Source organism: Caniella muris (assembly GCF_943193035.1).
GTDB lineage: Bacteria > Actinomycetota > Coriobacteriia > Coriobacteriales > Atopobiaceae > Granulimonas > Granulimonas faecalis.
In genome coordinates, this window is the sequence record NZ_CALPCK010000001.1 from 482,014 (window position 1) to 507,466 (window position 25,453).

General features: G+C 71.4%; 26 protein-coding genes. 3 read left to right on the forward strand and 23 right to left on the reverse strand.

Translation table 11 applies throughout. From position 1 onward, the window contains the following. Positions 1-71: 71 nt before the first annotated feature. The 7 genes from glyS to rpsP all read right to left on the reverse strand — a co-directional run bounded on the left by glyS (position 72) and on the right by rpsP (position 5,650). Entirely contained in the window at positions 72-2,156 is a 2,085-nt protein-coding gene (gene glyS / locus NFR49_RS02115; protein ID WP_251158028.1) for a glycine--tRNA ligase subunit beta, read from the reverse strand. Between the two features lie 4 nt (positions 2,157-2,160). Then, positions 2,161-3,048 (reverse strand): glycine--tRNA ligase subunit alpha, encoded by an 888-nt coding sequence (locus NFR49_RS02120; protein WP_251158029.1) that lies wholly within the window; start codon positions 3,046-3,048, stop codon positions 2,161-2,163. Between the two features lie 82 nt (positions 3,049-3,130). After that, positions 3,131-3,715, reverse strand: coding sequence for a signal peptidase I (lepB, locus tag NFR49_RS02125; protein WP_251158030.1), 585 nt, complete (start codon positions 3,713-3,715; stop codon positions 3,131-3,133). A gap of 35 nt (positions 3,716-3,750) precedes the next feature. Continuing rightward, a complete protein-coding gene (gene trmD, locus NFR49_RS02130; RefSeq protein ID WP_251158031.1) occupies positions 3,751-4,482 on the reverse strand; it encodes a tRNA (guanosine(37)-N1)-methyltransferase TrmD in 732 nt (243 codons plus the stop codon). After that, positions 4,479-5,009 carry a ribosome maturation factor RimM gene (locus NFR49_RS02135; RefSeq protein WP_251158032.1) on the reverse strand — a complete coding sequence of 177 codons (531 nt, stop codon included), beginning with the start codon at positions 5,007-5,009 and terminating at the stop codon, positions 4,479-4,481. The genes trmD and NFR49_RS02135 overlap by 4 nt, the downstream gene beginning before the upstream one ends. A 4-nt stretch (positions 5,010-5,013) precedes the next feature. Continuing rightward, entirely contained in the window at positions 5,014-5,301 is a 288-nt protein-coding gene (locus NFR49_RS02140) for a KH domain-containing protein (protein WP_251158033.1), read from the reverse strand. 1 nt (position 5,302) lies between these two features. Continuing rightward, positions 5,303-5,650: a 30S ribosomal protein S16 gene (rpsP, locus tag NFR49_RS02145; RefSeq protein ID WP_251158034.1), complete on the reverse strand. Its 348-nt coding sequence runs from the start codon at positions 5,648-5,650 to the stop codon at positions 5,303-5,305. Between the two features lie 322 nt (positions 5,651-5,972). Between rpsP and NFR49_RS02150 the strand changes: the two genes are divergently transcribed. From NFR49_RS02150 to dinB, 3 genes are all read left to right on the forward strand, one after another. After that, positions 5,973-6,647 (forward strand): response regulator transcription factor, encoded by a 675-nt coding sequence (locus NFR49_RS02150; protein ID WP_251158035.1) that lies wholly within the window; start codon positions 5,973-5,975, stop codon positions 6,645-6,647. Between the two features lie 131 nt (positions 6,648-6,778). Beyond that, positions 6,779-8,035 carry a sensor histidine kinase gene (locus NFR49_RS02155; RefSeq protein ID WP_251158036.1) on the forward strand — a complete coding sequence of 419 codons (1,257 nt, stop codon included), beginning with the start codon at positions 6,779-6,781 and terminating at the stop codon, positions 8,033-8,035. Between the two features lie 2 nt (positions 8,036-8,037). Continuing rightward, entirely contained in the window at positions 8,038-9,336 is a 1,299-nt protein-coding gene (dinB, locus tag NFR49_RS02160; RefSeq protein ID WP_251158037.1) for a DNA polymerase IV, read from the forward strand. Between the two features lie 10 nt (positions 9,337-9,346). Here the strand turns inward: dinB and rsfS are convergent, their stop codons facing one another. The 16 genes from rsfS to mreB form a co-directional block, all read right to left on the reverse strand. After that, on the reverse strand, positions 9,347-9,691 hold the full coding sequence (gene rsfS / locus NFR49_RS02165; RefSeq protein ID WP_251158038.1) for a ribosome silencing factor: 345 nt from the start codon (positions 9,689-9,691) through the stop codon (positions 9,347-9,349). Next, positions 9,688-10,353 carry a bis(5'-nucleosyl)-tetraphosphatase (symmetrical) YqeK gene (yqeK, locus tag NFR49_RS02170; protein WP_251158039.1) on the reverse strand — a complete coding sequence of 222 codons (666 nt, stop codon included), beginning with the start codon at positions 10,351-10,353 and terminating at the stop codon, positions 9,688-9,690. Before yqeK ends, rsfS begins: the two co-directional genes overlap by 4 nt. Beyond that, positions 10,350-11,045 (reverse strand): nicotinate-nucleotide adenylyltransferase, encoded by a 696-nt coding sequence (nadD, locus tag NFR49_RS02175; RefSeq protein ID WP_251158040.1) that lies wholly within the window; start codon positions 11,043-11,045, stop codon positions 10,350-10,352. The genes yqeK and nadD overlap by 4 nt, the downstream gene beginning before the upstream one ends. Next, the gene (locus NFR49_RS02180) at positions 11,042-12,307 is read right to left on the reverse strand and encodes a glutamate-5-semialdehyde dehydrogenase (RefSeq protein ID WP_251158041.1); all 1,266 of its coding nucleotides are present in this window, start codon (positions 12,305-12,307) and stop codon (positions 11,042-11,044) included. The genes nadD and NFR49_RS02180 overlap by 4 nt, the downstream gene beginning before the upstream one ends. 23 nt (positions 12,308-12,330) lie before the next feature. Beyond that, the gene (gene proB / locus NFR49_RS02185; RefSeq protein ID WP_251158042.1) at positions 12,331-13,452 is read right to left on the reverse strand and encodes a glutamate 5-kinase; all 1,122 of its coding nucleotides are present in this window, start codon (positions 13,450-13,452) and stop codon (positions 12,331-12,333) included. Next, entirely contained in the window at positions 13,449-14,831 is a 1,383-nt protein-coding gene (gene obgE / locus NFR49_RS02190) for a GTPase ObgE (RefSeq protein ID WP_251158043.1), read from the reverse strand. Before obgE ends, proB begins: the two co-directional genes overlap by 4 nt. Before the next feature lie 84 nt (positions 14,832-14,915). Continuing rightward, entirely contained in the window at positions 14,916-15,170 is a 255-nt protein-coding gene (rpmA, locus tag NFR49_RS02195) for a 50S ribosomal protein L27 (protein ID WP_135977301.1), read from the reverse strand. Positions 15,171-15,208: 38 nt separating this feature from the next. Then, positions 15,209-15,553, reverse strand: coding sequence for a 50S ribosomal protein L21 (rplU, locus tag NFR49_RS02200; protein ID WP_251158044.1), 345 nt, complete (start codon positions 15,551-15,553; stop codon positions 15,209-15,211). 180 nt (positions 15,554-15,733) lie between these two features. After that, positions 15,734-16,432, reverse strand: coding sequence for a TIGR03936 family radical SAM-associated protein (locus NFR49_RS02205; RefSeq protein WP_251158045.1), 699 nt, complete (start codon positions 16,430-16,432; stop codon positions 15,734-15,736). Further along, positions 16,432-18,306, reverse strand: a complete 1,875-nt coding sequence (locus NFR49_RS02210) for a TIGR03960 family B12-binding radical SAM protein (protein ID WP_251158046.1) — start codon at positions 18,304-18,306, stop codon at positions 16,432-16,434. The genes NFR49_RS02205 and NFR49_RS02210 overlap by 1 nt, the downstream gene beginning before the upstream one ends. A gap of 7 nt (positions 18,307-18,313) precedes the next feature. Further along, on the reverse strand, positions 18,314-19,366 hold the full coding sequence (locus tag NFR49_RS02215) for a hypothetical protein (protein WP_251158047.1): 1,053 nt from the start codon (positions 19,364-19,366) through the stop codon (positions 18,314-18,316). Between the two features lie 75 nt (positions 19,367-19,441). Then, entirely contained in the window at positions 19,442-20,686 is a 1,245-nt protein-coding gene (locus NFR49_RS02220; RefSeq protein ID WP_251158048.1) for an FtsW/RodA/SpoVE family cell cycle protein, read from the reverse strand. 10 nt (positions 20,687-20,696) lie between these two features. After that, positions 20,697-22,724 (reverse strand): penicillin-binding protein 2, encoded by a 2,028-nt coding sequence (gene mrdA, locus NFR49_RS02225; protein WP_251158049.1) that lies wholly within the window; start codon positions 22,722-22,724, stop codon positions 20,697-20,699. 20 nt (positions 22,725-22,744) lie between these two features. Continuing rightward, a complete protein-coding gene (gene mreD / locus NFR49_RS02230) occupies positions 22,745-23,308 on the reverse strand; it encodes a rod shape-determining protein MreD (RefSeq protein ID WP_251158050.1) in 564 nt (187 codons plus the stop codon). Between the two features lie 5 nt (positions 23,309-23,313). Next, positions 23,314-24,387: a rod shape-determining protein MreC gene (mreC, locus tag NFR49_RS02235; RefSeq protein WP_251158051.1), complete on the reverse strand. Its 1,074-nt coding sequence runs from the start codon at positions 24,385-24,387 to the stop codon at positions 23,314-23,316. 9 nt (positions 24,388-24,396) lie between these two features. Further along, a complete protein-coding gene (gene mreB, locus NFR49_RS02240; protein ID WP_135977295.1) occupies positions 24,397-25,440 on the reverse strand; it encodes a rod shape-determining protein in 1,044 nt (347 codons plus the stop codon). Positions 25,441-25,453: the final 13 nt, after the last annotated feature.

Genomic DNA, 25,453 nt, shown 5'->3' on the forward strand with positions numbered 1-25,453 from the left:
CAAGTAACTAAAGGCCGCCTGCAACGCTTGGGAGCAGGCGGCCTTTTCAAAATAACAAGGGAGTTGGTTGCCTAACGACCCCTCCCCAAGGCGCCGAAGTCGGCAACGCCGGAGAATACGGCGGCGAAGCGGTTGAGGAGCCGCAGGCGGTTCTCCCTCACGGCCGGGTCGTCGTCCATGACCATGACCTCGTCGAAGAAGCCGTCGATGGGGCCCCTGAGTGCGCCGAGAGCGGCCAGGGCGCCCTCGTAGTCGCCGGAGGCCAGGGCGGCGGACACGGCGGCCTGGCCGCTCACGCAGGCGTCCAGGAGGCGCCTCTCCGCGTCGCCGAGGCCGCTCTCGTCCACGTCGCAGCCGAGATCGGCGTCGGCGAGGTTGGCGGCGCGGGCGTAGGCCCCCGCGAGGGCCTCGAACAGCTCGGGGTCCTCCACCTGGGCCCGCTCCAGGGCCCGGGCGCGCTGGAAGAACTCGGCCGGGTCGATCACCGAGGCGGCGGAGACCGCGGCCACGGTGTCGGGGCCGATGCCCTCGTCCTTGGCCATGGTGGCCAGGCGCCCGAGGAAGAACTCCCTCACCCTCTGGGCGACGGCGCCGTGGTCGAAGGAGAGTCCCTGGTCCGCGTAGGCGTCGAGGGAGGCGTCGATGAGGTCGGAGAGGCTCGCCTGGGGCATGTCCTCGAGCATGTGGATGACGCCGATGGCGCTGCGGCGCTGGGCGAAGGGGTCCGAGGATCCCGTGGGCGGCTCGTCGATGGCGAACATGCCGCAGATGGTGTCGAGCTTGTCGGCCACGGCGACGGCCCGCGCGACGAGGCCCTCGGGGAGCTCGTCGCCGGCGAAGCGCGGGCGGTAGTGCTGGGCCACGGCACGGAAGACCTCGTCGGGCTCGCCGGCCGCCTGGGCGTAGTAGCCGCCCATGACGCCCTGCTGGCTCGTGAACTCCACGACTGCCTGGGTGACGAGGTCGGCCTTGGCGAGGTACGCGGCGCGGCGGGCGTGGTCCCGCTGCTCCTCGGTGCCACCGGCCTCGGAGACCACCGCGGGGGCGAGGGCCTCCATGCGGGCGGCCTTCTGGCCCATGGTGCCGAGGCGCTCCTGGAAGGTCACGGTCTCGAGCCTGGGCAGGTAGTCCTCGAGGGGGTGTTTGAGGTCCTCCTCGAAGAAGAACTTGGCGTCGTCGAGGCGGGCACGCACCACGCGCTCGTTGCCGTCCACCACGGTCTCGGAGCAGGCCGGGTCGCCGTTGCCCACGACGATGAAGGCCCGGGTGAGGTTCCCGTCGCCGTCGTACGTGGGGAAGTAGCGCTGGTGGGACAGCATTGACTCGCAGATGATCTCGTGGGGGACCGAGAGGAACTCCTCGTCGAAGCGGCCCACCAGGACCGTGGGCCACTCGCAGAGGTTGACCACCTCGTTGAAGACGCGGGCCGGGGTGTCCACGGTGACGCCGAGCTCGGACTCCACGGCGGCGATGCCCTCGCGGATGCGGGCGGCGCGCTCCTCGTGGCCGAGGACGCGGGCGTCCTCGAGCACGGCCTCGTAGGCGGAGGGCTCGGGCACGACGTGCTCGCCGGGTGCCAGCACGCGGTGGCCGCGGGTGGTGCGGCCGGAGGTGACGTCGGCGTAGGAGACGTCGAGCACCTCGTCGCCGAACAGGGCGCAGATCCAGCGCACGGGCCGGCCGTAGCGCTCGTGGGTGGAACCCCAGCGCTGGCTGCGGGGCCAGTCGAGGCCGGCGATGACGCGCTCGCAGAGGGGCGCGAGGATCTGCTCGGCGGGCACGGCGGGCTCGTCCACCTCGGCGAAGACGTAGTCCTTGCCGCCGTCCTCGCGCACCACGAGGTCGGCGGGGTCCACGCCCTTGCCGCGGGCGAAGCCGACGGCCGCCTTGGTGGGGTTGCCGTCGGCGTCGAACGCGATGGCGGCCGCCGGGCCGCGCATGACGGAGTGGGCTGCCTCGGTGGCGCAGGCGACGTCGGCCACGAGCACGGCAAGGCGCCGGGGGGTGGAGACGACGCGAACCCCGCCGTGGGCGAGGCCGGCGTCGTCGAGGCCGGCCTCGACGAGCCTCGCGAGCTGGGCGGCGGCGCGGTCGAGGGGCGCGCTCGGCAGCTCCTCGGAGCCGATCTCGAGCAGGAAGTCCTTGGTCTGGGTCATGGGCTTACTCAACCTCCTTGGAGGCCACGCAGGCGAGGTAGCACTCGCACGCCGCCTTGGCGAGGGTGCGGACGCGCAGGATGTAGTTGGTGCGCTCGGTGGCGGACAGGGCGCCGCGGCTGTCGAGCAGGTTGAAGGCGTGACTGCACTTGAGCACGCAGTCGTAGCCCGGGAGCGGCAGCTTCGCCTCGAGGCAGCGGCGGCACTCGCGCTCGTAGTCGTCGAACTTCTGGCGCATCATGGGAACGTCGGCGACCTCGAAGTTGTAGGCGGAGAACTCGCGCTCGTTCTCGAGGAAGACGTCGCCGTAGGTCATGGGCGTGCCGTCGGGCAGGTAGCTCCACACGAGGTCGTACACGGAGTCGACGCCCTGGGCGTACATGGCGATGCGCTCGAGACCGTAGGTGATCTCCACGGGCACAGGGTCGCACTCGATGCCGCCCACCTGCTGGAAGTAGGTGAACTGCGTGACCTCCATGCCGTTGAGCCACACCTCCCAGCCGAGGCCCCAGGCACCCAGCGTGGGGCTCTCCCAGTCGTCCTCGACGAAGCGCACGTCGTGCTTGGCCGGGTCGAGGCCGATGGCCTCGAGGCTGCCGAGGTAGAGCTCCTGCGCGTTGGCGGGGCTGGGCTTGATGAGCACCTGGAACTGGTAGTAGTGCTGCATGCGGTTGGGGTTCTCGCCGTAGCGGCCGTCGGCGGGGCGGCGGCAGGGCTGCGGGTAGCAGCAGGCCCAGGGGGCGGGGCCGAGGGAGCGGAGCAGCGTCGCCGTGTGGAAGGTGCCGGCCCCGACCTCGGAGTCGTAGGGCTGCATCACGGTGCAGCCGCAACCGGCCCAGTAGTGCTCCAGGGCCAGGATCATGGCCTGGAACGTCAGTGCGTCCTTGTGCATAGGCTTCGTTCCCCTCGGGTGCGTGCGGTCATAGCGGCTTCCAATACTAGCCCTTCGGGGACCGCCGGTGAGGGGGAGCCGCCTAGCCCAGGAGCGCCACGTCGTTGAGGGGCCAGAAGATGAACCAGGCCTTGGAGGTCACCGAGTCGCGGCGGATGGGCCCGAAGTAGCGGGAGTCGAGGGAGTTGGTCCGGTTGTCGCCCATGACCCAGTACTCGTCCTCCCCCAAGGTGAGCGGGTAGGAGACGTCGCCGTCGAGGAAGGCGGCGTGGCGCCCCTCGATGGGCTCGGTGGGCTTCCCCCCGGTGTAGGGCTCGTCGAGCCGCTCGCCGTCGACGTAGACGGCGCCGTCGCGGATGTCGACGGTCTGGCCGGGGGTGGCGATGACGCGCTTGATGAGCGTCGTGGAGGGCTGCTCGGGGTCGTGGAAGGTGACGACGTCGCCGGCGGCGGGCCCGGAGCCGAGGTAGCTGACCTTCTCCCCCAGCACGCGGTCGCCCACCTGGATGGTGTCGACCATGGACTCCGTGGGGATCTCGAAGGGCTCGGCGACGTAGGCCCGCACGAAGACGGCCACGGCCACCGCCACGGCGACCACGGCCACCCACTCGACGACGTCCCGGAGGCGGGACGGGCCCTTTCTCTCAGCGGAACCGGTACCTGCCATGGGACCCTCCTCGACCTCGACTCGTTCCATCGACTTTACCCGGACAGGAGCCCCGACTCCAGGAGGAAGGCGCGCTCCTCGTCGGTGACGGGCGCGGAGGCGAGGAGGTCGGGGCGCCGGCGGGCGGTGCGCACGAGGGCGTCGCGCCTGCGCCAGGCGTCCACCCGGGCGTGGTCGCCCGAGAGGAGCACCTCCGGCACGTCCATGCCCTCGAACGACGCGGGCCGGGTGTACTGGGCGTACTCGAGGAGCCCGTCCGAGAACGACTCCTCCTGGGCCGACCGCTCGTCGCCGAGGGCGCCGGGGAGCAGCCTCACCACGGCGTCGGTGACGGCCATGCAGGCGAGCTCCCCGCCCGTGAGGACGTAGTCGCCCAGGGAGAGCACGTCGTCGGCCAGGGTGTAGCAGCGCTCGTCCATGCCCTCGTAGCGGCCGCAGACGAAGAGCAGGCGCTCCTCGGCCGCGAGCTCGCGGGCCACGTCCTCGGTGAAGGTGCGGCCGGCGGGCGAGAAGAACACCGTGCGTGGCGCCGCCCCCTCCCCCGCCAGCTCGCGGACGCACTCGAAGACGGGTGCGGGCTTCATGAGCATGCCGGGCCCCCCGCCGAAGGGCGCGTCGTCCACGGTGCGGTGGCGGTCGTGGGTCCAACGGCGCAGGTCGTGGGCCCGGAACTCGAAGACCCCGGCGCGCCGGGCGCGTCCCAGGATGGAGGCGTCCATATAGGGGCCGAACACCTCGGGGATCACAGACACGGCGTCGACGATCATCGCGGCACCCCCTCCCCGCCCTCGGGCACGACGCCGCGGGGCAGCTCCATGACCACGCGGTCGGGCGACACCGAGACGATGAAGCCGTCCACCACGGGCACCAGGAGCTCGCCGTAGGGGCCCCGGACCTCCCAGACGTCGTTGGCGGGGCCGCGCATGACCGCGGAGACGGTCCCGAGCGGGCCGCGGGCGGCGTCCTCGACCTCGACGCCCACGATGGCGGAGGGGTCGTGGACGAGGAGGTCGTCCGGGAGGTCGGCCTCGTCCACGAGCAGGTAGCGGCCGCAGAGCTCTTCGGACGCGTCGAGCGAGCCCACGCCGGCGAGGCGCACGGCCTGGCCCGACCCGCCGTCGCGGACCGACTCGACCTCCGTGACGCGGACGCCGCGCAGGGTGGGCGGCACGACGTGGACCGTGAGGCCGGGCCTCAGAAGAAAGGGAAGACCGTCCACGGGTGCGCAGACGATCTCCCCTTTGGCCCCGCGCGCCTTGGCGACGGAGCAGACGATGCGATACCGGGAGGCCATGGGTCTAGCCCAGCACCTCGACGTCGACCGCGGTGCCCACGCGGGCGCCGAGGGCGCGGGCGAGGGTGCGGATGGCCTTGATGGTGCGGCCGCGGCGGCCGATGACCTTGCCGGCGTCGTCGGGGGCGCAGGTGACCTCGATGAGGGTGCCCTCCATGGCGTCGGTCACGTCGAGGGACACGGCGTCGATGTCGTCCACGAGACCGCAGACCACGAGCTCGACGAGGTCGGCGACGCGGTCGGACGGCATCTCGTCGGGCAGCTGGGCGTCCTGGCTCTCGGTGTCGGCCATGCTACTCGGCGTCCTCGGCGGCGGCAGCGGCGGCCTCCTCGGCGGCCACGCGGTCCTTCTCGATCTGCTTCTTGGACTTCTTGGCCTTCTTCTCGGGCGCGGGCTTGTCGCCCTCGCGCACGATCTCGATGAGGGAGGCGACCTTGTCGCTCGGCTTGGCGCCCTTGGCGATCCACGCGTCGACCTTCTCGAGGTCGATCTCGATCACATGGGGATGGGTGAGCGGGTTGTAGATGCCGACCTGCTCGATGAAGCGGCCGTCGCGGGGCATACGCTCGTCGGCGACGACGACGCGGTAGAACGGGCGCTTCTTGGCACCGTGACGGGCCAGACGGATCTTGACTGCCAATGGGACTCCTCTAGACGAATGCGCCATGGCCGGGCCATGGGGCGCAAACCACACAAAAGCGTCGATAATCATAGAACATGGCGGCCGGGCGTGAAACCCCCGCTTTTGGCACTCGTCACACTTTTCCCACGGTGCGGACCCGGGAGCCGGAGCGACGGGGCTCGAATTGTATCGAATGCGTGAGAATCCCGATACTTGAAAAGAAGTCGCCGATCGTGGTGTCTCATTTTCAGATGATGGGTACACGGTTGAAGACACAGCAAGAAGCACGTGCGACCGCACCGTGATTCCCATGGGCAAGGGTCCAGAGCAAGGAGGAGCGATGAACATCCTGGTTGTCGAAGACGAGAAGAACCTCAACGACGCCATGTGCCACGTCCTGACGGAGGACGGCTACCACGCGAAGGCCGCATACGACGGCAAGGCCGGCTACGAGCTCGCGAAGACCGGCGAGTACGACGTCGTCGTCCTCGACGTCATGCTCCCCGAGATGGACGGCTTCGAGGTCGTGCACCAGCTGCGCCGCGACGGCGTGGCCACCCCCGTCATCATCGTGACCGCCAAGACCTCCACCACCGACAAGATCGAGGGCCTCGACTGCGGCGCGGACGACTACATGACCAAGCCCATCGACACCGACGAGCTGCTCGCCCGCATCCGTGCCCTCTCCCGCCGCAAGGGCGAGGTGCCCATCGACGAGATGAAGTTCGGCGACCTGGCCCTCGACCTCCACACCCACGACCTGCGCTGCAACGGCAGAGACGTGCACCTCTCCCAGAAGGAGTTCGAGGTCATGCGCATGCTCATGAGCTCCACGGGCCGCGTGGTCTCCAAGCACGACCTCCTCGCCTCCATCTGGGGCACCGAGGGCGACACCAGCGAGAACTCCGCCGAGGCCTACATCTCCTTCCTGCGCAAGAAGCTGTCCCACCTGCACTCCGAGGTGCAGATCACGACCCTGCGCATGCTCGGCTACCGCCTGGAGGAGCTGGGCTAGGCCCCTGCCGTCAGACCGTCGCGCCCGAGGCGCCCCGCACCGGCCGGTGCGGGGCGCCTCCCCTTTTGGGCCGGGGTCCGCAGACGCTATGATGGAGGTGGTCCGTCGTACGGGGAAGGCGCAGGGATTCCATGCTCGAGAGGCTCCAACGCAACTTCATGGTACTCACCATGACCCTGCTCGCCCTGGTCCTCTTCGGCACGTTCGCCGTCTCCTACACCACCACTCAGCAGCAGCTCGGCCAGTTCGTGATCGCGTCGCTCGACCGCGTCCTCGACACCACCACCCCCATGCGCCCCTACATCGGCGTGCTCGCGGCCTCGGGCGACGGCGACCGCCACGGCTACGGCCAGATGGCCGTCTACTGGATCGACATCGACAGGGAGACCGGCCGCATCGTGGGCAACGACACGGCGGCCATCATCGGCCCCAAGGCCGTCTCGGCCGTCCTGTCGGCGAGCGACGCCTCCGACGGGGAGACGGGCTACCTCCCCGACTTCGACATCGTGTGGAAGCGCGGCACCACCCCCTCCGGCGAGCGCATCGCCGTCGCCAACACCACCGGCATCGGCCAGGCCCTCTCCAACCAGCTCTACGTGAACATCGCCGTGGGCGTGGCGGGCCTCTCGGTCATCGCGCTCGTCATGTGGCGCATCTCACGCTGGATCGTGCAGCCCGTGCGCCTCTCCTGGGAGGCCCAGCGCCAGTTCACGGCCGACGCGTCCCACGAGCTCAAGACCCCGCTGGCCGTCATCCTCGCCAACACCCACATCCTCAAGGGCGACCTCGACCGCATCCCGGAGGACGACCGCCGCTGGGTGGAGTCCACCGACATGGAGGCCGAGCGCATGAAGGAGCTCGTCACGAGCCTCCTCGAACTCTCCCGCGCCGACGAGGACCGCTTCAACAAGGGGTCGGTCTACCACATGGAGGACTGCGACCTCTCCGAGCTCGTGAGCGGCATGACCATGCAGTTCGACGTCGTGGCCTTCGAGAGCGGCCACATGATCTCGGAGGACATCCAGGGCGGCGTCCACGTGAAGGCCGACCCGGGCTTCATCGAGAAGGTCGTGAAGATCCTGCTCGACAACGCCGTGAAGTACTCCACTCGCGGCGACACCGTGGACGTGTCCCTCAAGGTGAACGCCAAGCGGCGCCAGGCCGTCTTCTCCGTGCGCAACTACGGCGACACCCTCTCCCCCGCCGACATCGAGCACATCTTCGACCGCTTCTACCGCACCGACAGGGCCCGCAGCCGCGCCACGGGCGGGTTCGGCCTCGGCCTGCCCATCGCCAAGGCCATCGTCGACGGCCACGACGGGTCCATATCGTGCACGAGCACGGACGAGGACGGCACCACGTTCTCGTTCTCGCTGCCCCTGGCGTGACCATGGGACCCGACGCCGGCCGCCCCCACGAGCTCGAGGCGATACCCTGGAAGGGGCCCGCCGTGGGCCTCCTGGACCTCGACGCCTTCTTCGCCTCCGTGGAGCAGCTCGACCACCCCGAGTGGCGCGGCAGGCCCGTCATCGTGGGCGGCAGCGCCGGTAGGCGCGGCGTGGTGTCGACGGCGAGCTACGAGGCGCGCACCTACGGCGTTCACTCGGCCATGCCGAGCGCCCAGGCGCAGCGGCTGTGCCCCCAGGCGATCTGGACCCGCGGGAGGTTCGACCGCTACCGCGAGATGAGCCGCAGGGTGATGGACATCCTGCTGGCCGAGACGCCCCTCGTGGAGCAGGTGTCCATCGACGAGGCATTCTTCGACGTGACGCCGGGCCGCTTCTCGCGCGAGCATCCAGTGGCCATCTGCCGCCGGGTGCGGGACGCCGTGGCAGCGCTGGGGGTGACGTGCTCCATCGGGCTCTCCACGTCCAAGACCGTGGCCAAGATCGCGTCGGACAAGGAGAAGCCCCGCGGCCTCACGGTGGTGCCGCCCGGGACCGAGGCGCTCTTCCTCCGGGACCTCCCCGTGCGCGACATGAGCGGCGTGGGCCCCGCGACCGAACGGACCCTCCTGTCCCACGGCATCCGCACGCTGGGCGAGCTCGCCGCCGGCGACCCGGCCGAGATGGCTCGGCTCCTGGGCGTGGCGGGGCCCGCCCTCGTCGAGCGGGCGGCGGGCCGCGAGCACTCCCCCGTCCGCGCGGCCGACGACGCCGAGGAGCCCAAGTCGGTGAGCAACGAGCGGACGTTCGCCCGCGACCTCACGCAGGCGGCCGACGTGGAGGCGGCCGTGCTCTCGGTGGCGGCCAAGGTGGGCACCCGCCTGCGCGCCAAGGGGCTCGCGGGGTCGGAGGTGACCCTCAAGCTGAGGTTCGACTTCGAGCACGGCCGCACGGCCCAGCGCCGGCTGGCGGCCCCCACCGACGACGAGTCGGTCTTCGGCCGCGCCGCGCTCGACCTCCTCCACGAGGTGTGGCGCCCCGGCGTGGCCGTGCGGCTCGTGGGCGTGGGCGTCTCGCGCTTCGGCGAGGCCGCCGCCCCCGAGCAGCCCACGCTCTTCCCCGACGCCATGCTGGGCGGCGACGGGGACGGGGACGACGGAGGCTCCCCCGCGCCCAAGGGGCGCCGGGAGCTCAGCGTGGCCCTCGACGAGCTGCGGGAGCGGTTCGGCGCCGGCGCGGTCTCCTACGGGCGCGACCTTCGCCTCAAGGACGAGGCGAGCGACACCGTGCCCATGAACAAGTGACGCCGCCGGCTCAGAGCTCGATGCGCGGTGCGTCGGCCCAGAGGTTCTCGATCCGGTAGAAGGCGCGCTGCTCGGGCTTGAAGACGTGCACCACCACGGGGCCGTAGTCGATGAGGACCCAGGACATGCCGTCCCTGCCCTCCACGGAGAGCGGCTTGGCGCCGCACCCGGTGCGCACGGCCTCCTCCACGGCGTCCATGACGGCATGGGCCTGGGGGTTGTTGGCGACGGTGGCGACGACGATGCAGTCGCACACGTCGCTCTTGCCGGTGACGTCGATGACGGCGACGTCCTGGGCCTTCTTGGAGTCGGCGGCCTCGGCGGCCGTGCGGGCGATTTCTTGGGGCGTGCTCATCGGTGGGTCGCGTCCTTTCCTGTGACGAGTTCGTTGTAGATGTCGATGGTACCGGGATAGAGGTAGCGGCGGGTCTGGACCACGTAGGCCACCCCGTCGCAGAAGCAGGTGCGGTAGAGGTCGTCGAGGGTCGCCTCGCCCACCATGGCACGCTGGGCGTCGAGCGGTCCCTTGGAGCCGCGCAGGGGCTCGATGCCGTCGGCCACGAAGAGCACCTCGTCGAGCGGCGACATGTCCCGGGCCCCCGTGGTGTGGCGCGCGACGGCGCGGAGCACCTCCGGCGACAGCCACGGGTAGCGCGCCGGCAGCGTCCTGGAGGCGAGCAGGCCGTGGATGAGGGGGCGCACGAGGTCCAGGGGCACGCCGAGGTCGATGCCCGCCTCCTCGGCCGGGCCCACCAGCTCGGCGTCGGGGCGCGCCTTCTCCCAGTCGTGCAGGATGCCGGCCACCCGGGCGTCGAAGGGATCGACGCCGTAGGCGGTGGCGAGGGCCTCGGCCGTGCGGCCCACGGACAGCGAGTGGGCGAGCCGCCCCGGGCGGTGGGAGAGGCGGTCGGAGAGGTCGGCCTCCAGCCCCTCCACGGTGCGGGCCTGGGCGCCGGACAGGGTCGAGGGCGCCTCGAGCAGGGCCCTGAAGCGCGAGGTGTCGGGCGCGGCGCTCACGACTCCCTCCCCTGGCCGCCGACGGCCTCCCCCGCCACGGCCTCCCAGCCGTAGAGGCCGCGCTTCTCGATGTATCCGACCACGGAGTCGGGCGTGAGGTAGCGCAGCGACTGCCCGGCCGCACGGCGGCGGCGCAGGTAGGAGGAGCTGATGGCGAGGGCGGGGACCTCGAGGTAGAACACCTGGAAGCCGAGGCCCGAGGCCTCGATGGCGCGGCGCGCCCGCTCGAGGTCGTACCCGGGGCGCGTGACGCCCACGAGCGTGGCGAGGGACGCGATGCGGGCGGCGTCGTGCCAGTGCACGATGTCGATGATGGCGTCGGCGCCGGTGACGAAGAAGAGCTCGACGTTGTCCGGGTAGGCGGCGCGGAGCTCCTCGAGGGTGTCGGCGGTGTAGGTGACGCCGGGCCGCTCCACCTCGAGGCGCGAGGCCTCGAAGACGGGGTTGTCGGCCGTGGCGAGCAGCGTCATGGCGAACCGGTCCTCCGCGGCCGACACGGGCCGGTCCTGCTTGAAGGCGGGGCTGCCGGCGGGCATGAAGAGCACCACGTCGAGGTCGAGGTCGCCGGCCACCTGCTCGGCGGCCACGAGGTGCCCGTTGTGGATGGGGTCGAACGTGCCGCCCATCACGCCGAGCCGGTAGGTGCGGGCCGGGTCGTCGCCGAGGCGCGGGAGCCCCTCCCGGGCGCTCATCCGCGCACCTGCCCGTCGCCCCTGAGGACGTACTTGGTGGACGTGAGCGCCGAGGCGCCCATGGGCCCGCGCACGTGGAGCTTCTGGGTGGAGATGCCGATCTCCGCCCCGAGGCCGAACATGCCGCCGTCGGTGAAGCGGGTGGACGCGTTGACGTACACCGCCGCCGCGTCCACGCCGACGAGGAAGCGCTCGGACGCGCGGTAGCTCTCGGTCACGATGCACTCGGAGTGGCCGGTGCCGAAGCGGTTCACGTGGGCCACGGCCTCGTCGACGCCTTCGACGAGCCTCACGCTCATGGCGAGGTCGAGGTACTCGCGGCCCCAGTCGTCCTCGGTCGCCTCCCCCATCTCGACGCCGGCCGCACGGCAGACGTCGCGCGCCCCCTCGTCGCCCACGAGGACGACGCCGCGCTCGGCGAGGGCGCGGCACACGCCGGGCAGCAGCCGGTCGGCGGCGGCGCGGTCCACGAGGAGCGACTCCGCCGCGTTGCAGACGCCGGGGCGGCTCGTCTTGGCGTTGACGACGATGGCCTCGGCCATGGCGGCGTCGGCGGTCCCCTCGAGGTAGATGTGGCAGTTGCCCGTTCCGGTCTCGATGACGGGGACCGTGGACTCCTCCACGCAGGTGCGGATGAGCGAGGCGCCGCCGCGGGGGATGAGCACGTCCACGAGGCCCGTGGCGTGCATGAGGTCGACGGACGAGGAGCGCTCGGTGGACTCCACATAGCACACGACGTCGGGCGAGAGGCCCGTGGAGGCGATGCCGCGGCGCGCCGCGGCGGCCATGGCGGCGCAGGTCTCCATGGCGGCCGAGCCGCCCCTGAGCACGCAGGCGTTGCCCGAGCGCAGGCAGAGGGCGATGGAGTCGGCCGTCACATTGGGGCGCGCCTCGTAGATGATGGCCACGACACCGAGGGGCACCGAGACCTCGGTGAGGGAGATGCCGCTCGCGAGCACGCGGCCCCCCTCGACGGCGCCGAGCGGGTCCTCCTGGGCCGCCACCTCCGCCATGGCGGAGGTCACCTGGGCGAGGCGGTCGCGGTCGAGCAGGAGGCGGTCGAGCAGCGGGCCGGGCATGCCGGCCTCGCGCCCGCGGGCCATGTCGCGGGCGTTGGCCTCGCAGACGGCGTCGGCCTCGGCGTCGATGGCCGCGGCGGCCGCCAGGATGGCGGCGGTGCGGGTCTCGGCCGGGGCGGCGGCGAGGGTGGGTGCGGCGGCCTTGGCGGCCCTGGCGCAGCGGGTGGCGTCTGACTCGGTCATGGTCGGACCTCTCGGTGGAAGGGTTAGAAGACGAGGAGCTCGTCGCGGTGGATGGCGGGGACGTCGGCCTTGTCGGGCAGGAAGCGGGCCACCACGTCGAGGGGCAGGCCGCGCGACTTGGCGAGGTCGGCGGAGCAGTAGCGCGTGACGCCGCGGGCCACGAGGGCGCCGTCCGGCCCCACGACCGACACGACGTCGCCCTCGTCGAAGGTGCCCGAGACGGAGCGCACGCCCACGGGGAGCAGCGACGCCCCCTGGCTGCGGATGGCGTCGGCGCACCCGGCGTCGACGCCCACGGTGCCGGCCGCCCTGTTGGCGATGCCGATCCAGAGCTTCCTGGCCTGCTCCCGCGGCGTCCCGGGGCTGCCGAACTCCGTGCGTCTGCCCCGTCCGAGCACCGCGTCCACGAGGGAGCGGGGCCGGCGCCCGTGGCAGATGGTCATGGGGATGCCGGCGGCTAGGAGGGCGCGGGCGGCGCGGAGCTTGGCGGCCATGCCGCCCGTCCCCACCGACGACCCGGCACCGCCGGCGCAGGCGACGAGGTCCGCGTCGATGCGGTCGACGTGCTCGATGAGCTCGGCGTCCGGATGGGTGGACGGGTCGGCGGTGAACATGCCGTCGATGTCCGAGAGGATGACGTAGCGCTCGGCGCCCACGAGGGTGGACACGATGGCGCCGAGCATGTCGTTGTCGCCGAAGACGAACTCGTAGGCGGCGACGGTGTCGTTCTCGTTGACCACGGGCACGGCGCCGAGCTCGAGCAGGTAGTCGAGGGTGTTCCGCGCGTTGAGGTAGCCGCGGCGGTCCACGACGTCGCGGCGGGTGAGCAACACCTGGCCGCAGGGGCACCCGTGGGCGGCGAGCCGCTCGGCATAGGCCTCGGTGAGGGCCGCCTGCCCGGCCGAGGCGCAGGCCTGCAGGGCCGGGATGTCGGAGGGCCGCTCGGCGAGCCCGAGGCGCTCCATGCCCGCGGCCACGGCGCCGGAGGACACGAGCACGGGCCTGAAGCCCATCCCCTTGAGCTCCACGAGCTGGTCGACGAGGGAGGAGAGGTAGGCGTAGTCCAGGGACCCGTCGGGGCCCACCAGGGTGGACGAGCCCACCTTGGCCACGATGACGCGGTCGAGCTCCTCGGAGTGCCTCACGACTCCCCCTCCCCGTCCTCGGCGGTCTCCCCGTCGAGCTCGGCGAAGTCGTCCTCGGACGGCGCCCCCTCGTAGGTGAAGGCGAAGTCGAGGACGCGCACCTCGTCGCCGGCCTTGACGCCGGACTTGGCGAGCAGGGCGTCGAAGCCCATGCGGTCGAAGCGGTGCTGCAGGTAGCCCACGGCCTCCTCGTTGTCCCAGTCGGTCTGCACCACGGCGCGCTCGAGGTTGACGCCGGACGCCTCCCAGACGCCGCCCCCCAGGTTGCGCACGGTCATGGCGCGGTCGTTGCGCTCGCGGCGCGCCTCCCAGACGCGCTCGAACTCGGAGACGTCGCCGGCCGGGGCCTCGACCTGGGCCCTGAGGTCGGACACCATGGCCCCCACGGCGCGCTCGAGGGCGTCGATGCCGGCGCCGGTGACCGCGGAGACGGCGAAGAACGGGCGGCCGTCGGCCATGGCCCGCTCGCGGAGCCGCTCCACGGCCTCGGAGGTGCCGGGCATGTCCGACTTGTTGGCCACGACCACCTGGGGGCGGTCGGCGAGCTCGGCGCCGTGGCGCGCGAGCTCCTCGTTGATGACCTCGTAGTCGCGCACGGGGTCGCGGCCCTCGAGGCCGCCGGTGACGTCCACCACGTGCATGATGAGGGCGGTGCGCTCGATGTGGCGGAGGAACTCGTGGCCGAGGCCCTTCCCCTCGCTCGCGCCCTCGATGAGGCCGGGGACGTCGGCTGCCACGAAGGAGGTGTCCCCCGCGCGCACGACGCCGAGGTTGGGCACCAGCGTCGTGAAGGGGTAGTCGGCGATCTTGGGCCTGGCCGCGCTCATGCGGGCGATGAGGGAGCTCTTGCCCACGGACGGCATGCCCACGAGGGCGGCGTCGGCCATGAGCTTCATCTCGAGCTCGATCCAGTGGTCGCGGGCCGGCTCGCCCTTCTCGGCGAAGGCCGGGGCGCGGCGCACCGACGTGACGAAGTGGATGTTGCCGCGGCCGCCGACGCCGCCCGGAGCCACGACGACGCGCTCGCCGGGGACGGTGAGGTCGCAGATCTCGGCCGCGGGCTCCATGGTCTCGGGGTCGAGCTCGCGGACCACGGTGCCCATGGGCACGCGCAGCACGAGGTCGGCGCCGTCGCGGCCGTGCTTGCGGGCGCCCTGGCCGTGGGTGCCGCGCTCGGCCCTGAAGTGGTGCTTGTAACGGTAGTCGATGAGCGAGGAGAGCTGGGGGTCGCACTCGAGGACCACGTTGCCGCCGTGGCCGCCGTCCCCGCCGTCGGGCCCTCCCTTGGGGACATGGGCCTCCCTGCGGAAGCTCATGCAACCGGCGCCTCCGTTGCCTCCGCACACGTTGATGCGGGAAATGTCGGTGAACTGCGGCATGGCTTGTTCCTTCTGGCTAAAAGAAAGGACCCCCGACGACGTTGACGGGGGTCCCGGACCGATCCTTGATGGAGGAACGAGGCCTTAGGCCTCGACGGGGCGCACGTGCACCTTGTGCTTGGCGCCCTTCGTGAACTCGACCACGCCGTCGGCGAGGGCGAACAGGGTGTCGTCGCGGCCGATGCCCACGTTCTCACCGGGGTGGATGTGGGTGCCGCGCTGGCGCACGATGATCTGGCCGGTCTTGATGGCCTGGCCGCCGAAGATCTTGGTGCCGAGTCGCTGGGCGTTGGAGTCGCGGCCGTTGCGGGACGAGCCGAGGCCTTTCTTGTGTGCCATGGTGAAAACCTGCCTAACTCTTGAATCCGGGTTCTGGTCTACTCGGCGGTGGAAGCCGACTCGGGGGCAGCGGCCTCACCGGGAATCTCGGTGACCTCGATGCGGGTGAGGTTCTGGCGGTGGCCCTTGGTGCGCTGGTAACGCTTGCGCTTGTGGAACTTGAAGACCATCTCCTTGGGGGCCTTGTGCTGGTCGACGACCTTGGCGGTGACCTTCTGGCCGGCGAGCGCGGCCGGGTCGACGGTGGTGGCAGCGCCGTCGTTGAGCAGCAGGACGTCGAGCTGGACCTGCTCGCCAGGCTGCGCGTCGAGCTTCTCGACGTCGAGGACGTCGCCCTTGGCAACCTTATACTGCTTGCCACCTGTGGAAACGATTGCGTACATGTGATCGAACCCTTCATTGCGAGGTGAGTGCAACAATTGTCCATGATAGACCGCCGGCGCACAAGCGTCAACGAGGCCCAACGGTCTCCCGGATGTCGCCGCAACGGGCCCGCTCCAAGGCTGCCGGGGAGGCTCCCCTGAAGCCGGCTATCCTAGTCATAGTAGACCGAGCGGCGCCCATTACAAGGCTTCCACAAGAGAGCCATCTTCTTCCTCGTGCCACTGACCCAGCCGGAAGACGTCCACCCCGTCCAGGGAGCGCCCCTCCAGGGCCGGGGCGGCGAAGGCCGACCGGACCAGGACCTCGGGCCTCAGGGCGCCCTCGTTGGACGAGCGCGTGCGGACCGTGAGCTCCACGCCGCCGTCGACGTCGTGCGCGTCGAACCCCACGAGGGTGCGGCCGAGGTCCACCCGCTTCTCCTTGCGGCCCCTCAGGTAGGTGAGCTCCCCCGCCGCGGCGAGGGCCGCCACGGCCGCGGACACCTCGTCGGCGGTGGCGTCCGTGGCGAGCGAGAGGCGCCACGAGGCGCGGTCGAGCCACGCGCCGAGGGCCGGCGAGCGCGGGTCGACGTAGGCGGCCCGCACGGGGGCGAGGTCGGCCGGGAGCGCCGCCGCGAGGCGCGCCAGGGCCTCCTCGGGCGGCACGTAGGAGCCCAGGGTGAGGTCGAGGTACTCGCTCGCCGAGGCCGCGCCCAGGGGCAGGGCGGCCGAGAAGGCGCACCTCATGCGGGGCGAGAAGCCCTGGGTCACGCAGAAGGGCAGGCGGGCGCGGCGCACGGCGCGCTCGAGGGCGCGCATGACGTCGAGGTGCCCGAGGAAGCGCAGCCGCCCCTCCTTGCGGTAGTGGACCCTCAGCAGGAACCGCTCGTTCTCGGCCATCATCGCTCACCCGCCAACACGTTCTCGACGCCCAGCGTGGGACAGATGCCGCAGCCCGTGCAGCTCTCCCGCGTGCAGTCGCCGGTGGTCTTTCCCTGCAGGGCGCGCCGCCACTCCCGCTTGAGGAAGCCCTTGGACACGCCCGGGCTCGCGTGGTCCCACGGCAGCCGGGCGTCCAGGGGGAGCTCCTCCGCCGCCGTGGCGGCGAGGTCGATGCCCAGCTCCCCGGCGGCGTCGCACCAGCCGTCGAAGCGGAACCGGTCGGTCCAGGCGTCGAACCGGCACCCGCGGCGCCAGGCGCCGTATATGAGGTCGAACCCCTCGCGGCCCATCTTGGAGAGGGCCGCCTCGAGCATCGAGGTGTCGGCGTCGTGGTAGCTCACGCGCACGGCGCGGTCGGACACCGTCTCGAGGAGGAGGGCCTGGCGGCGCCGCACCTCCTCGATGGGGAGCTGCCCGCACCACTGGAACGGGGTGTGCGCCTTGGGCACGAAGACGGCCACCGAGACGGAGACCGACAGGGAGCCGCGGCGGCCCTTGGGCACGATCTCGCGCCCGATGGCCAGGACCCTCTCGGCCAGGCGCGGGATGGCGCGGATGTCGTCGTCGGTCTCGGTGGGCAGGCCCATCATGAAGTAGAGCTTCATGCGCTGCCAGCCGTTCTCGAAGGCGTTGCGGGCGGCGCGCTCGAGGTCCTCCTCGGTCACGTTCTTGTTGATGACGTCGCGCAGGCGCTGGCTCCCGGCCTCGGGGGCGAAGGTGAGGCCGCCGCGCTTGGCGCCGGAGACCTCGAGGGCCATCTCGACGCCGAAGGAGTCGAGCCGCTGCGACGGGATGGAGACGCGCACGGCCTCGTCCTCGAAGCACCGGTTGAGGCGGTGGAGGATCCGGGCGCACTGCGAGTGGTCCGTGGTGGAGAGGCTCATGAGCGAGACCTCGTCGTAGCCCGTCCGGGCGAGGCCCTCCACGCAGGCGGCCACGACGTCGTCGGCGTCGCGCTCGCGCACGGGGCGGTAGGTGATGCCGGCCTGGCAGAAGCGGCAGCCGCGGGCACAGCCGCGGAGCACCTCGACGCTCAGGCGGTCCTGGACCGTCTCGAGGGAGGGGACTATGGTGCCGGCGCAGGGGTCCGATGCGCGGAAGTCGTCGGCCACGCGGCGGAGCACCACCTCGGGGGCGCCGGAGCCCTCCCTGGGCACCACGTAGCCGAACCGCGTGCCCTCGCCGTCGCGGCGCACCTCGTAGGCGCTCGGCACGTAGGTGCCCGGCACGTCCACGAGCGAGGCCACGATCTGCGCGCGGGGGAGCCCGGCCTCGCGGCCCGCCTTGATCGCCTCGGCCACCTCGACGATGTGCTCCTCCCCCTCCCCCAGCAGGAAGGCGTCGAACATGGGGGCGAGGGGCTCGGGGTTCCAGATGCCGGGGCCGCCGGCCACGACGATGGCGTCGTCCTCGGCCCGGTCGCAGGCGCGCACGGGGATGCGGGCGAGGTCGAGGGCCTCCACGACGTTGGTGCCCGCGAGCTCGTGGGCGATGGAGACGCCCACCATGCCGAAGGACGCCACGGGGGACGCGCTCTCCAGGGAGAGCAGCGGCACGCTCGCCGCGCGCATGGCGTCGGCCATGTCGGGCCACGGGAGGTAGCAGCGCTCGCAGGAGAGGCCCGGCGTGCGGTTGAGGGCGCGGTAGAGGATGGCCACGCCGAGGTTGGGCACGCCGATCTCGTAGACGTCCGGGAACACCATGCACACGTGGAAGGCGTCCTCGTCGGGCTCCGTGGAGCCCCACTCGTGGCCGAGGTAGCGCGCCGGCTTCTCCACCTTGGGCAGGAGCGGGGCGATCTCGTCGAATCGGTTCTCTCTGGGCAGGGACACGGCTCTCCTATCGACCGGCGCCGGCGTTGCCGCCGACCTCGAACCAGCTGCGGCCCGACGGGGCCTGGACCACGTCGACCACGTCCACGGGCACGACGGAGCGCGTGCCGGGCTCCGTGTAGAGCGCGCCCGGCTCCACCTCCACGATGGCGCCCGTGAGCGCCGCCGCGCGGTCGGCCGCGGCGCGGGCGGCCTCCCCCACGCGGTCGCGCACCCACGCGGCGCGGCGGTCGAACTCCTCGGCCTCCTCGAAGCGCCAGATGACGGCCTGGCCCGTGAGCCAGGTGCCGAGCCAGCCCACGCCGCCCTTGACGGCCCAGGCCCCCTTGGGCAGGAGCCGGGAGCCGCGGCGGGCGACGGCGCGCATGGCCATGCCGCCGAGGACCACGAGCAGGAGCTCGGGGGCGCGGGCGGCGCCGGTGGGCGCGCCGTACATGGAGGCGATCCTCATGACCATGGACGACTCCGTGGCGCACATCACGGGGAAGTCGGCGCCCCTGACGAACTCCACGGCCCCCACGCCGGCGTTGGCCGCCGCGCAGGAGAGCACCTCCTCCTCGGCGAGCGGGCGTCGGCAGAAGGGGAAGTTGGCCGCGACGGCCCAGGCCTTGTCGGTGGCCCGGGAGAGCCACTCGCCGAGGCCCCTGACGGCCCGGCCCGCGTCCGCGTCCGCCACCGAGCCGACCGGGGCGCCGCCCGCCAGGCCCACCTCGGGCACGGCGGAGGCGCCGCGGCCCACGAGGCACACCGGGACGCCGGCCCCGGCCCAACCGCGGGCGGCGCCGGCGGCCAGCGGGGCGTCGTCGCCGCACACGATCACACAGGCATCCGCCTCGGGGTTCACCACCACGGGGGCGCCGTGGACGAGCCTGCCCACATGGACCATGCCGTGGGGCGTCTCGGGGACGAGGGCCGCCTTGAGCGCGGACACGGTGTCCGCCGGGGCGCCGCCCACGAGCTCCACGGCGAGGCGCACCGGCGCGTCGGTGGCGGCCGTCGCGTCGCGGCCGGCGTCGAGGACTTCCTTGAGACGGGAGAACGTCGAGGCTGGGTTGGCCATGGGACCTCCTAGTAAGGCGCCGCGGGGGCGCTCGGGGACGGGGAAGATGCTAGCGCAGGCGCGGTGCCGGGCGTCCTAGGCGGACTTCACCCGGTGGCGCCACACCGATTGGACCATACCCACGGCGGTGAGCTGGACCACCATGGACGACGCGCCGTAGCTGATGAAGGGCAGCGGGATGCCCGTGATCGGCATGATGCCGAGGCACATGCCCACGTTCTCGAGGAGCTGGAACGACCACATGGCCACGACGCCCACGAGGACGAGCTTGGCGAAGGGCGCCTCGATCTTGAGGGCGAGGCCCACCGCGGCGAAGCAGAGCCAGCCGAAGAGCAGGAGCAGGATCACGGACCCCACGAAGCCGAACTCCTCGGCGAGCAGGGCGAAGACGAAGTCCGTGTGCGCCTCGGGGAGGAACCCCTGCCCGGCCTGGGAGGCATGGCCGATGCCCTTGCCGAGGAACCCGCCGGAGCCCACGGCGATCTTGGCCTGCTGGAGGTTGTAGCCGTCGCCGGAGGGGTCCACCGACGGGTCGACGAACACGATGAGGCGCTTGAGCTGGTACTCCTTGAGGATGTCGGGCATCCCCGGCGTGAGCGACGAGAAGATGGCCAGGGCGCACACCACCACGATAAGCACGATGGTGGGGATGACCCACTCCTTCCTGGCGCCCGCGCAGATGATGATGGCGGCCCCGGACACCAGCACGATGAGCGACGACCCGAGGTCCTGGGTGAGGAGCAGCACGAAGGGGACGAGCAGCATGCCACAGAGGCGGCAGTACTCGGAGAACGACTTGATACGCCCGTTGTACTGCGCCGCGAGCCCGGCCATGAGGTAGATGGTCACGAGCTTCATGATCTCGGACGGCTGCAGGCGCAGGCCGATGCCCGGCACCTGGATCCAGCCGGTCATGCCCTTGGCCTCGTAGCCGAGGCCGGGGACCATGGGCAGCGCGAACAGCACGATGTCGGCCACCAGGAGCACCGTCGTGTAGTTGGCGAGGTCGCGGTAGTCGTAGCGCCAGACGAGGGCCGCCGCGACGAGGCCGATGGCCACGCCGAGGAGCTGGCGGGGCAGCGAGGCGTCGGCGATGGTGAGCGACGCCGACCAGACCACGAGGAGGCCGTAGGCCACGAGCAGGACGGCGGGGAGGAGCACCGGGAGGTAGAGCTCCGACAGCACGCCCCTGCCCCGGGGCATGCGGGCCTTCGCGCCGCCCGGGCGCTTGCCCGCGCTGCCGCCGAACAGGGTGGAGACGACCTCGGAGAAGCCGGGGTCCCGGACGCCGGTGGAGCGGCGCGCAGCATGCCTTGCCATGGTCCCTCCCCTACCGCGCGCTGCTCGACGAGTCCGCCGTGGACTGGTCGGGCACGTCGTAGATGCCGCCGAACGTGTCGCGGACGGCGTACATGGCGCTCGTGGCGCCGAAGCCGCCCTCCTCGAGCATGGCGCAGACCACGTACTTGGGGTCGTCGGCCGGCGCGTAGGCGCAGAACCACGCCGTGGGGTCCTTGCCGGCCTTCTCGCCCGTGCCGGTCTTGCCGGCCACCTTCACCGGGAGGCTCGTGAAGTGGGAGGTGACGGCCTCGTCCTCCTCGTAGATCACGCCCTGCAGGGCGTCGTGGATGAGCGCCATGTACTCGTCCTTCTCCTCCACCTCGTTGATCTTCTCGACCTTGTAGTCGGCCACGGTGCCGGAGCCCTCCTTGGAGGTCACCGACTTGAGCACGTGGGGGCGCCACATGACGCCGTCGTTGGCGATGGCCATGTAGATGCAGGCCATCTGGAGCGGGGTCACGAGGATGTCGCCCTGGCCGATGGCGAGGTTGGTGGTGTCGCCGCCCCTCCAGGTGCGGTCCTCCTCGGGATAGGAGGAGAAGTAGTTCCACTTCCAGTCGGCCGTGGGGACGCGGCCCTCGGCCTCACCGGGCAGGTCGACGCCGGTCTTCTTGCCGAGGCCCCAGCGGCTGTAGGTGTCCTGGAGGCCCTCCTTGTTGTCGGACTCGAAAAACGCCTTGCCGATCTCGTAGAACACGGTGTCGCAGGAGTACACGATGCCGTTGCGCAGGTCGATGATGCCGTGGCCGTCGTGGTCCCAGCAGTACTGGCCGTAGGCGCTGCCGAAGCCCGTCCAGAAGCCCGTGCAGTCGTAGGTGGTCGAGGCGTCGGCGATGCCGTTGTTGAGCGCGGCGAGGGCGGAGAGCGGCTTGATGGTGGACGCCGAGGCGTAGGTGCCCGAGACGGCGCGGTCCATGAGGGGGTAGCCCGACGCCTCGGAGGAGAGTGCCTCCCAGTCGGCGTTGGAGATGCCGCCCACGAAGATGGACGGGTCGAACTCCGGGTAGCTGGCCATGGCCAGGATCTCGCCGTTGGTGCAGTCGAGCACCACGACGCAGCCGGCCGTGGCCTTGTTCTGGAGCGCCTTGGCCTTGGAGATGGCGTGCTGCAGGCCGTCCTCGGCGGCCTGCTGGATCTTGGCGTCGATGGTGAGGACGACGTCGCTGCCGGCCTCGGCGGGCACCGAGGTGGAGTAGCCCGTGACGTCGCCGTCGGCGTCCACGAACACCTTCTGCTCGCCGCGGACGCCCTGGAGCACGCTCTCGTACTGGTACTCCACGCCGGCCTGGCCCGTGATGTCGCCCGACTCGTAGGCGATGCCGTCCTCGGAGTCCTTGGAGGCCTCGAGCTGGTCGGCCGTGACGGTGCCGGTGTAGCCGAGCACGTGCGCCGCGAGCTTGCCGTGGGGGTAGTGGCGCTGGGTGCGCTGCTCCACGGTGACGCCTGGGAAGAGGTCGGGGTGCTCCTCGAGGTAGGCCACGATGCGGCGGGAGACGTCCACGGCCACGGTGCGGCTGCTCTGGGCGCCCTCGGTGGTGTCCTGGATGTTGCGCTTCACGGCCATGCGGGGCATGCCGAGGAGGTTGCCGAGGAGCTGGAGCTCGCGCTCGTCGTCGGCGACGTCGGCCTGGGCCACCACCGTGAGCGACGGGCGGTTGGTGACGAGCTCCTCGCCGTTGCGGTCGAGGATGCGCCCGCGCGGGGCGGCCGTGGTGATGGTGCGCGTGCGGTTGCGCTCGGCCTGGCTCGTGTACTCGTCGTTGGACATGAGCTGCATCGACCACACGCGGGCGAGCAGGACCGCCACGACGCCGCCGGAGAACAGGCCGAGGCCGCGGAGCCGCGTCTTGAAGCCCGTCTCGGGCGAGGTGTCGTTCCCGCCGGCCGCACGGGGCGTCTGGCCGCCGATGTCCACGGTGAAGCGGCCGCCGTGGGCATGCACCACGAGGACGACGGCCACTACGGCCACCGCGACGATGACGCCGCAGATTATGAGGACGACGGTAGCGAAATCCATCTATCTCCCCCCGACGGGCCCTAGAGCCCCTTGATCCGGTAGGACCCCTTGCGGGTCCTACCGCTCTTCTTCTTCCCGAGCTGGGGCCCCGACGACCCGATCCGCGAGAGGAGGAACACGAAGGGCAGGAAGACGACGCAATCGAGGACCGTCGAGGGGAGCCAGCGGAGGAAGACGACGTCCACGAGGGAGCCCTGCTGGGACGTGAGCGCGAGGCACAGCTGGTAGGCGAGCTCGACGGCGGCCGTCGAGACGAAGAACAGGCGGCAGGCCCCGGCCGTGTCGTCGGCCAGGCGATCGCGGTCCTCGGCCCCGAGGAAGAACGACGAGAGGGTGAGCAGGAACGCCATGGCGCCCACCGGGCCCGAGGTCATGAGGTCGAAGAGCAGGCCGGCGCCAAAGGAGCAGAGCACGCCGTAGGTCCCGCCGAACGAGAGGGCCACGCAGCCGGCGAATATGAGCATGAAGTCGATGCGGCCGCCCGCGACGGCGATGTTGGGGCCGAGGGCCGCCTCGAGCGCGAAGCACACGCAGAACAGGACGAGCACCACGCGGCGGCGCTGGTTGGAGTCGTTGACGATCACGGCGCTCAGCCCTCCCCTTGTCCGTCGGCGGCGGGGGCGCCGGAGCCGTCCGAGGCCTGGCCGCCCTGGCCGTCCGCGCCCTGGCCGTCGCCGTCACCGTCCGACCCCGAGGCCGCCGTCTGGGTGCCGTCGCCCTGCTGGGGCTGCTGGGTCTGGTCCTGCTGGGCCGGGGCCTTCCCCTCCTCCTGGGCGTCGGCGGCGGCGGCCTCCTCGGCCGTGGCCGTCTGCTCCTGGGTGAGCGACGTGATGACGAGCACCTCCTCGAGGTTGGACGTGAGGGCGGCGGGCTGCACGAGGATCTCGTAGTAGAGCGCGCCGGAGGGACGCTCGGCGCTCGTGACGGTGCCGAGCAGCAGCCCCTTGGGGTAGACGCCGCCGAGGCCGCTCGTGACGACGAGGTCGCCCACCTCCACGGCCTGGTCCGTGCGCACGAGGGTGAGCCTGAGCATGTCGGTCCCCTGCCCCACGAGCTGGCCCTGGGCGCGGCTCGACTGCACCATGGCCGAGACGCCGGAGCGCTCGTCGGTGATGAGGCGCACCTGGGACGTGGTGGGCCCCACGGAGCTGATCTGGCCGATGACGCCATAGGAGTCGGTCACGGGCATGCCGACGGCGAGCCCCTGGGCCGAGCCCTTGTCGATGGTGATGGTGGACGTGAGGGAGTCCACGGCCCCCGACACCACGCGCGCGCCAGTGGACTCGAGGCGGTAGGTGTTCTGGAGCTCGAGGAGCCGCTCGAGGCGGTCGGCTGCGAGGCTCGACTCCTTGAGCTGGGCGTTCTCGGCCTTGAGGCGCTCGTTCTCCTCTTTGAGCTCGGAGAGGGAGCCCTGGTCGGCCGTGAGGTTGCTGGCGAGGTTGGAGAGCCCCGAGAACGGCGAGCTCACCACGGCGCCCACGTAGCGGAAGGGCAGGCACACGGTCTGAACGGCCCCCTTCACGACGGAGAGGGGGCCGGTGCCGGGGTCGTTGGCCGAGAACGTGAACATGACCGCCGAGACGGCGAGCAGCAGGACGAGCACCCGGACGCGGGACGAGGGGCCCCGCTTGAGCCCGGGGAGGCCCATGGAGGGAGAGGGCACGGCGACCGCCTACTGGCCCGAGGTCTGGACGAAGCCGCCGGACAGCGCGTTGGCCTCGAGGACCTTGGCGCAACCGTTGACGACGTTCTCGAGGGCCGTGGGGCTCACGTTCACGGGCACGCCGGTCTCCTCGCGCAGGCGCTGGTCGAGGCCGCGGAGCATGCCGCCGCCGCCCGTGAGCATGATGCCGTAGTACATGAGGTCGCTCGCCAGGTCGGGCGGGGTGACGTCGAGGGCGTCCTTGACCGCCTTCGTGACCTCGTCGAGGGGCCGGTTGAGCGCCCGCCGGATCTCCTCCGACTCGATGCGGACCGTCTTGGGCAGGCCGTTCATGACGTCGCGGCCGTTGACCTCGACGTCGAGCTCCTCCTTGAGCGGGGCGGCGGAGCCCACCTTGATCTTGATGTCCTCCGCCGTGCGCTCGCCGATGGACAGGTTGTAGGCGTTGCGCACGTGCTCGAGGATGGTCTGGTCGAACTCGTCGCCGGCGGTGCGGATGGACTGCGAGACGACGATGCCGCCCATGGCGATGACGGCCACCTCGGTGGTGCCGCCGCCGATGTCCACGACCATGGAGCCCGTGGGGTCCTCGATGGGGAGGTCGGCGCCGATGGCGGCGGCCATGGGCTCCTCGATGAGGTAGGCCTGGCGGGCGCCCGCCTGGATGGTGGCCTCGAAGACGGCGCGCTTCTCCACCGAGGTGACGCCCGAGGGCACGCACACGACCACGCGGGGGCGCGGCGACCAGGGGTAGCGGCGCTCGCGGGCCTTCTCGATGAAGTAGCGCAGCATGACCTCGGTGACGTCGAAGTCCGCGATGACGCCGTCCTTGAGGGGCCGGATGGCGGTGATGGAACCGGGGGTGCGGCCCACCATGCGCTTGGCGTCGACGCCCACGGCGAGGACGCGCTCCTCGTTGCGGTCGATGGCCACCACGGAAGGCTCGTTGAGGACGATGCCCTCGCCGCGGACGGCCACCAGGGTGTTGGCCGTTCCGAGGTCGATGGCGAGGTCGCCGCCGTATTCGCCGAATAGGTTGTCGAAGAGCGACATGGCACCATTCTTT

Excerpts from the sequence above, each read along its gene's own strand:
- glyS (WP_251158028.1), bottom strand. The coding sequence starts at position 2,156 with ATGACCCAGACCAAGGACTTCCTGCTCGAGATCGGCTCCGAGGAGCTG.
- NFR49_RS02120 (WP_251158029.1), bottom strand. The coding sequence starts at position 3,048 with ATGCACAAGGACGCACTGACGTTCCAGGCCATGATCCTGGCCCTGGAG.
- lepB (WP_251158030.1), bottom strand. The coding sequence starts at position 3,715 with ATGGCAGGTACCGGTTCCGCTGAGAGAAAGGGCCCGTCCCGCCTCCGG.
- trmD (WP_251158031.1), bottom strand. The coding sequence starts at position 4,482 with ATGATCGTCGACGCCGTGTCTGTGATCCCCGAGGTGTTCGGCCCCTAT.
- NFR49_RS02135 (WP_251158032.1), bottom strand. The coding sequence starts at position 5,009 with ATGGCCTCCCGGTATCGCATCGTCTGCTCCGTCGCCAAGGCGCGCGGG.
- NFR49_RS02140 (WP_251158033.1), bottom strand. The coding sequence starts at position 5,301 with ATGGCCGACACCGAGAGCCAGGACGCCCAGCTGCCCGACGAGATGCCG.
- NFR49_RS02150 (WP_251158035.1), top strand. The coding sequence starts at position 5,973 with ATGAACATCCTGGTTGTCGAAGACGAGAAGAACCTCAACGACGCCATG.
- NFR49_RS02155 (WP_251158036.1), top strand. The coding sequence starts at position 6,779 with ATGCTCGAGAGGCTCCAACGCAACTTCATGGTACTCACCATGACCCTG.
- dinB (WP_251158037.1), top strand. The coding sequence starts at position 8,038 with ATGGGACCCGACGCCGGCCGCCCCCACGAGCTCGAGGCGATACCCTGG.
- rsfS (WP_251158038.1), bottom strand. The coding sequence starts at position 9,691 with ATGAGCACGCCCCAAGAAATCGCCCGCACGGCCGCCGAGGCCGCCGAC.
- nadD (WP_251158040.1), bottom strand. The coding sequence starts at position 11,045 with ATGAGCGCCCGGGAGGGGCTCCCGCGCCTCGGCGACGACCCGGCCCGC.
- NFR49_RS02180 (WP_251158041.1), bottom strand. The coding sequence starts at position 12,307 with ATGACCGAGTCAGACGCCACCCGCTGCGCCAGGGCCGCCAAGGCCGCC.
- obgE (WP_251158043.1), bottom strand. The coding sequence starts at position 14,831 with ATGCCGCAGTTCACCGACATTTCCCGCATCAACGTGTGCGGAGGCAAC.
- rpmA (WP_135977301.1), bottom strand. The coding sequence starts at position 15,170 with ATGGCACACAAGAAAGGCCTCGGCTCGTCCCGCAACGGCCGCGACTCC.
- rplU (WP_251158044.1), bottom strand. The coding sequence starts at position 15,553 with ATGTACGCAATCGTTTCCACAGGTGGCAAGCAGTATAAGGTTGCCAAG.
- NFR49_RS02205 (WP_251158045.1), bottom strand. The coding sequence starts at position 16,432 with ATGGCCGAGAACGAGCGGTTCCTGCTGAGGGTCCACTACCGCAAGGAG.
- NFR49_RS02215 (WP_251158047.1), bottom strand. The coding sequence starts at position 19,366 with ATGGCCAACCCAGCCTCGACGTTCTCCCGTCTCAAGGAAGTCCTCGAC.
- NFR49_RS02220 (WP_251158048.1), bottom strand. The coding sequence starts at position 20,686 with ATGGCAAGGCATGCTGCGCGCCGCTCCACCGGCGTCCGGGACCCCGGC.
- mrdA (WP_251158049.1), bottom strand. The coding sequence starts at position 22,724 with ATGGATTTCGCTACCGTCGTCCTCATAATCTGCGGCGTCATCGTCGCG.
- mreB (WP_135977295.1), bottom strand. The coding sequence starts at position 25,440 with ATGTCGCTCTTCGACAACCTATTCGGCGAATACGGCGGCGACCTCGCC.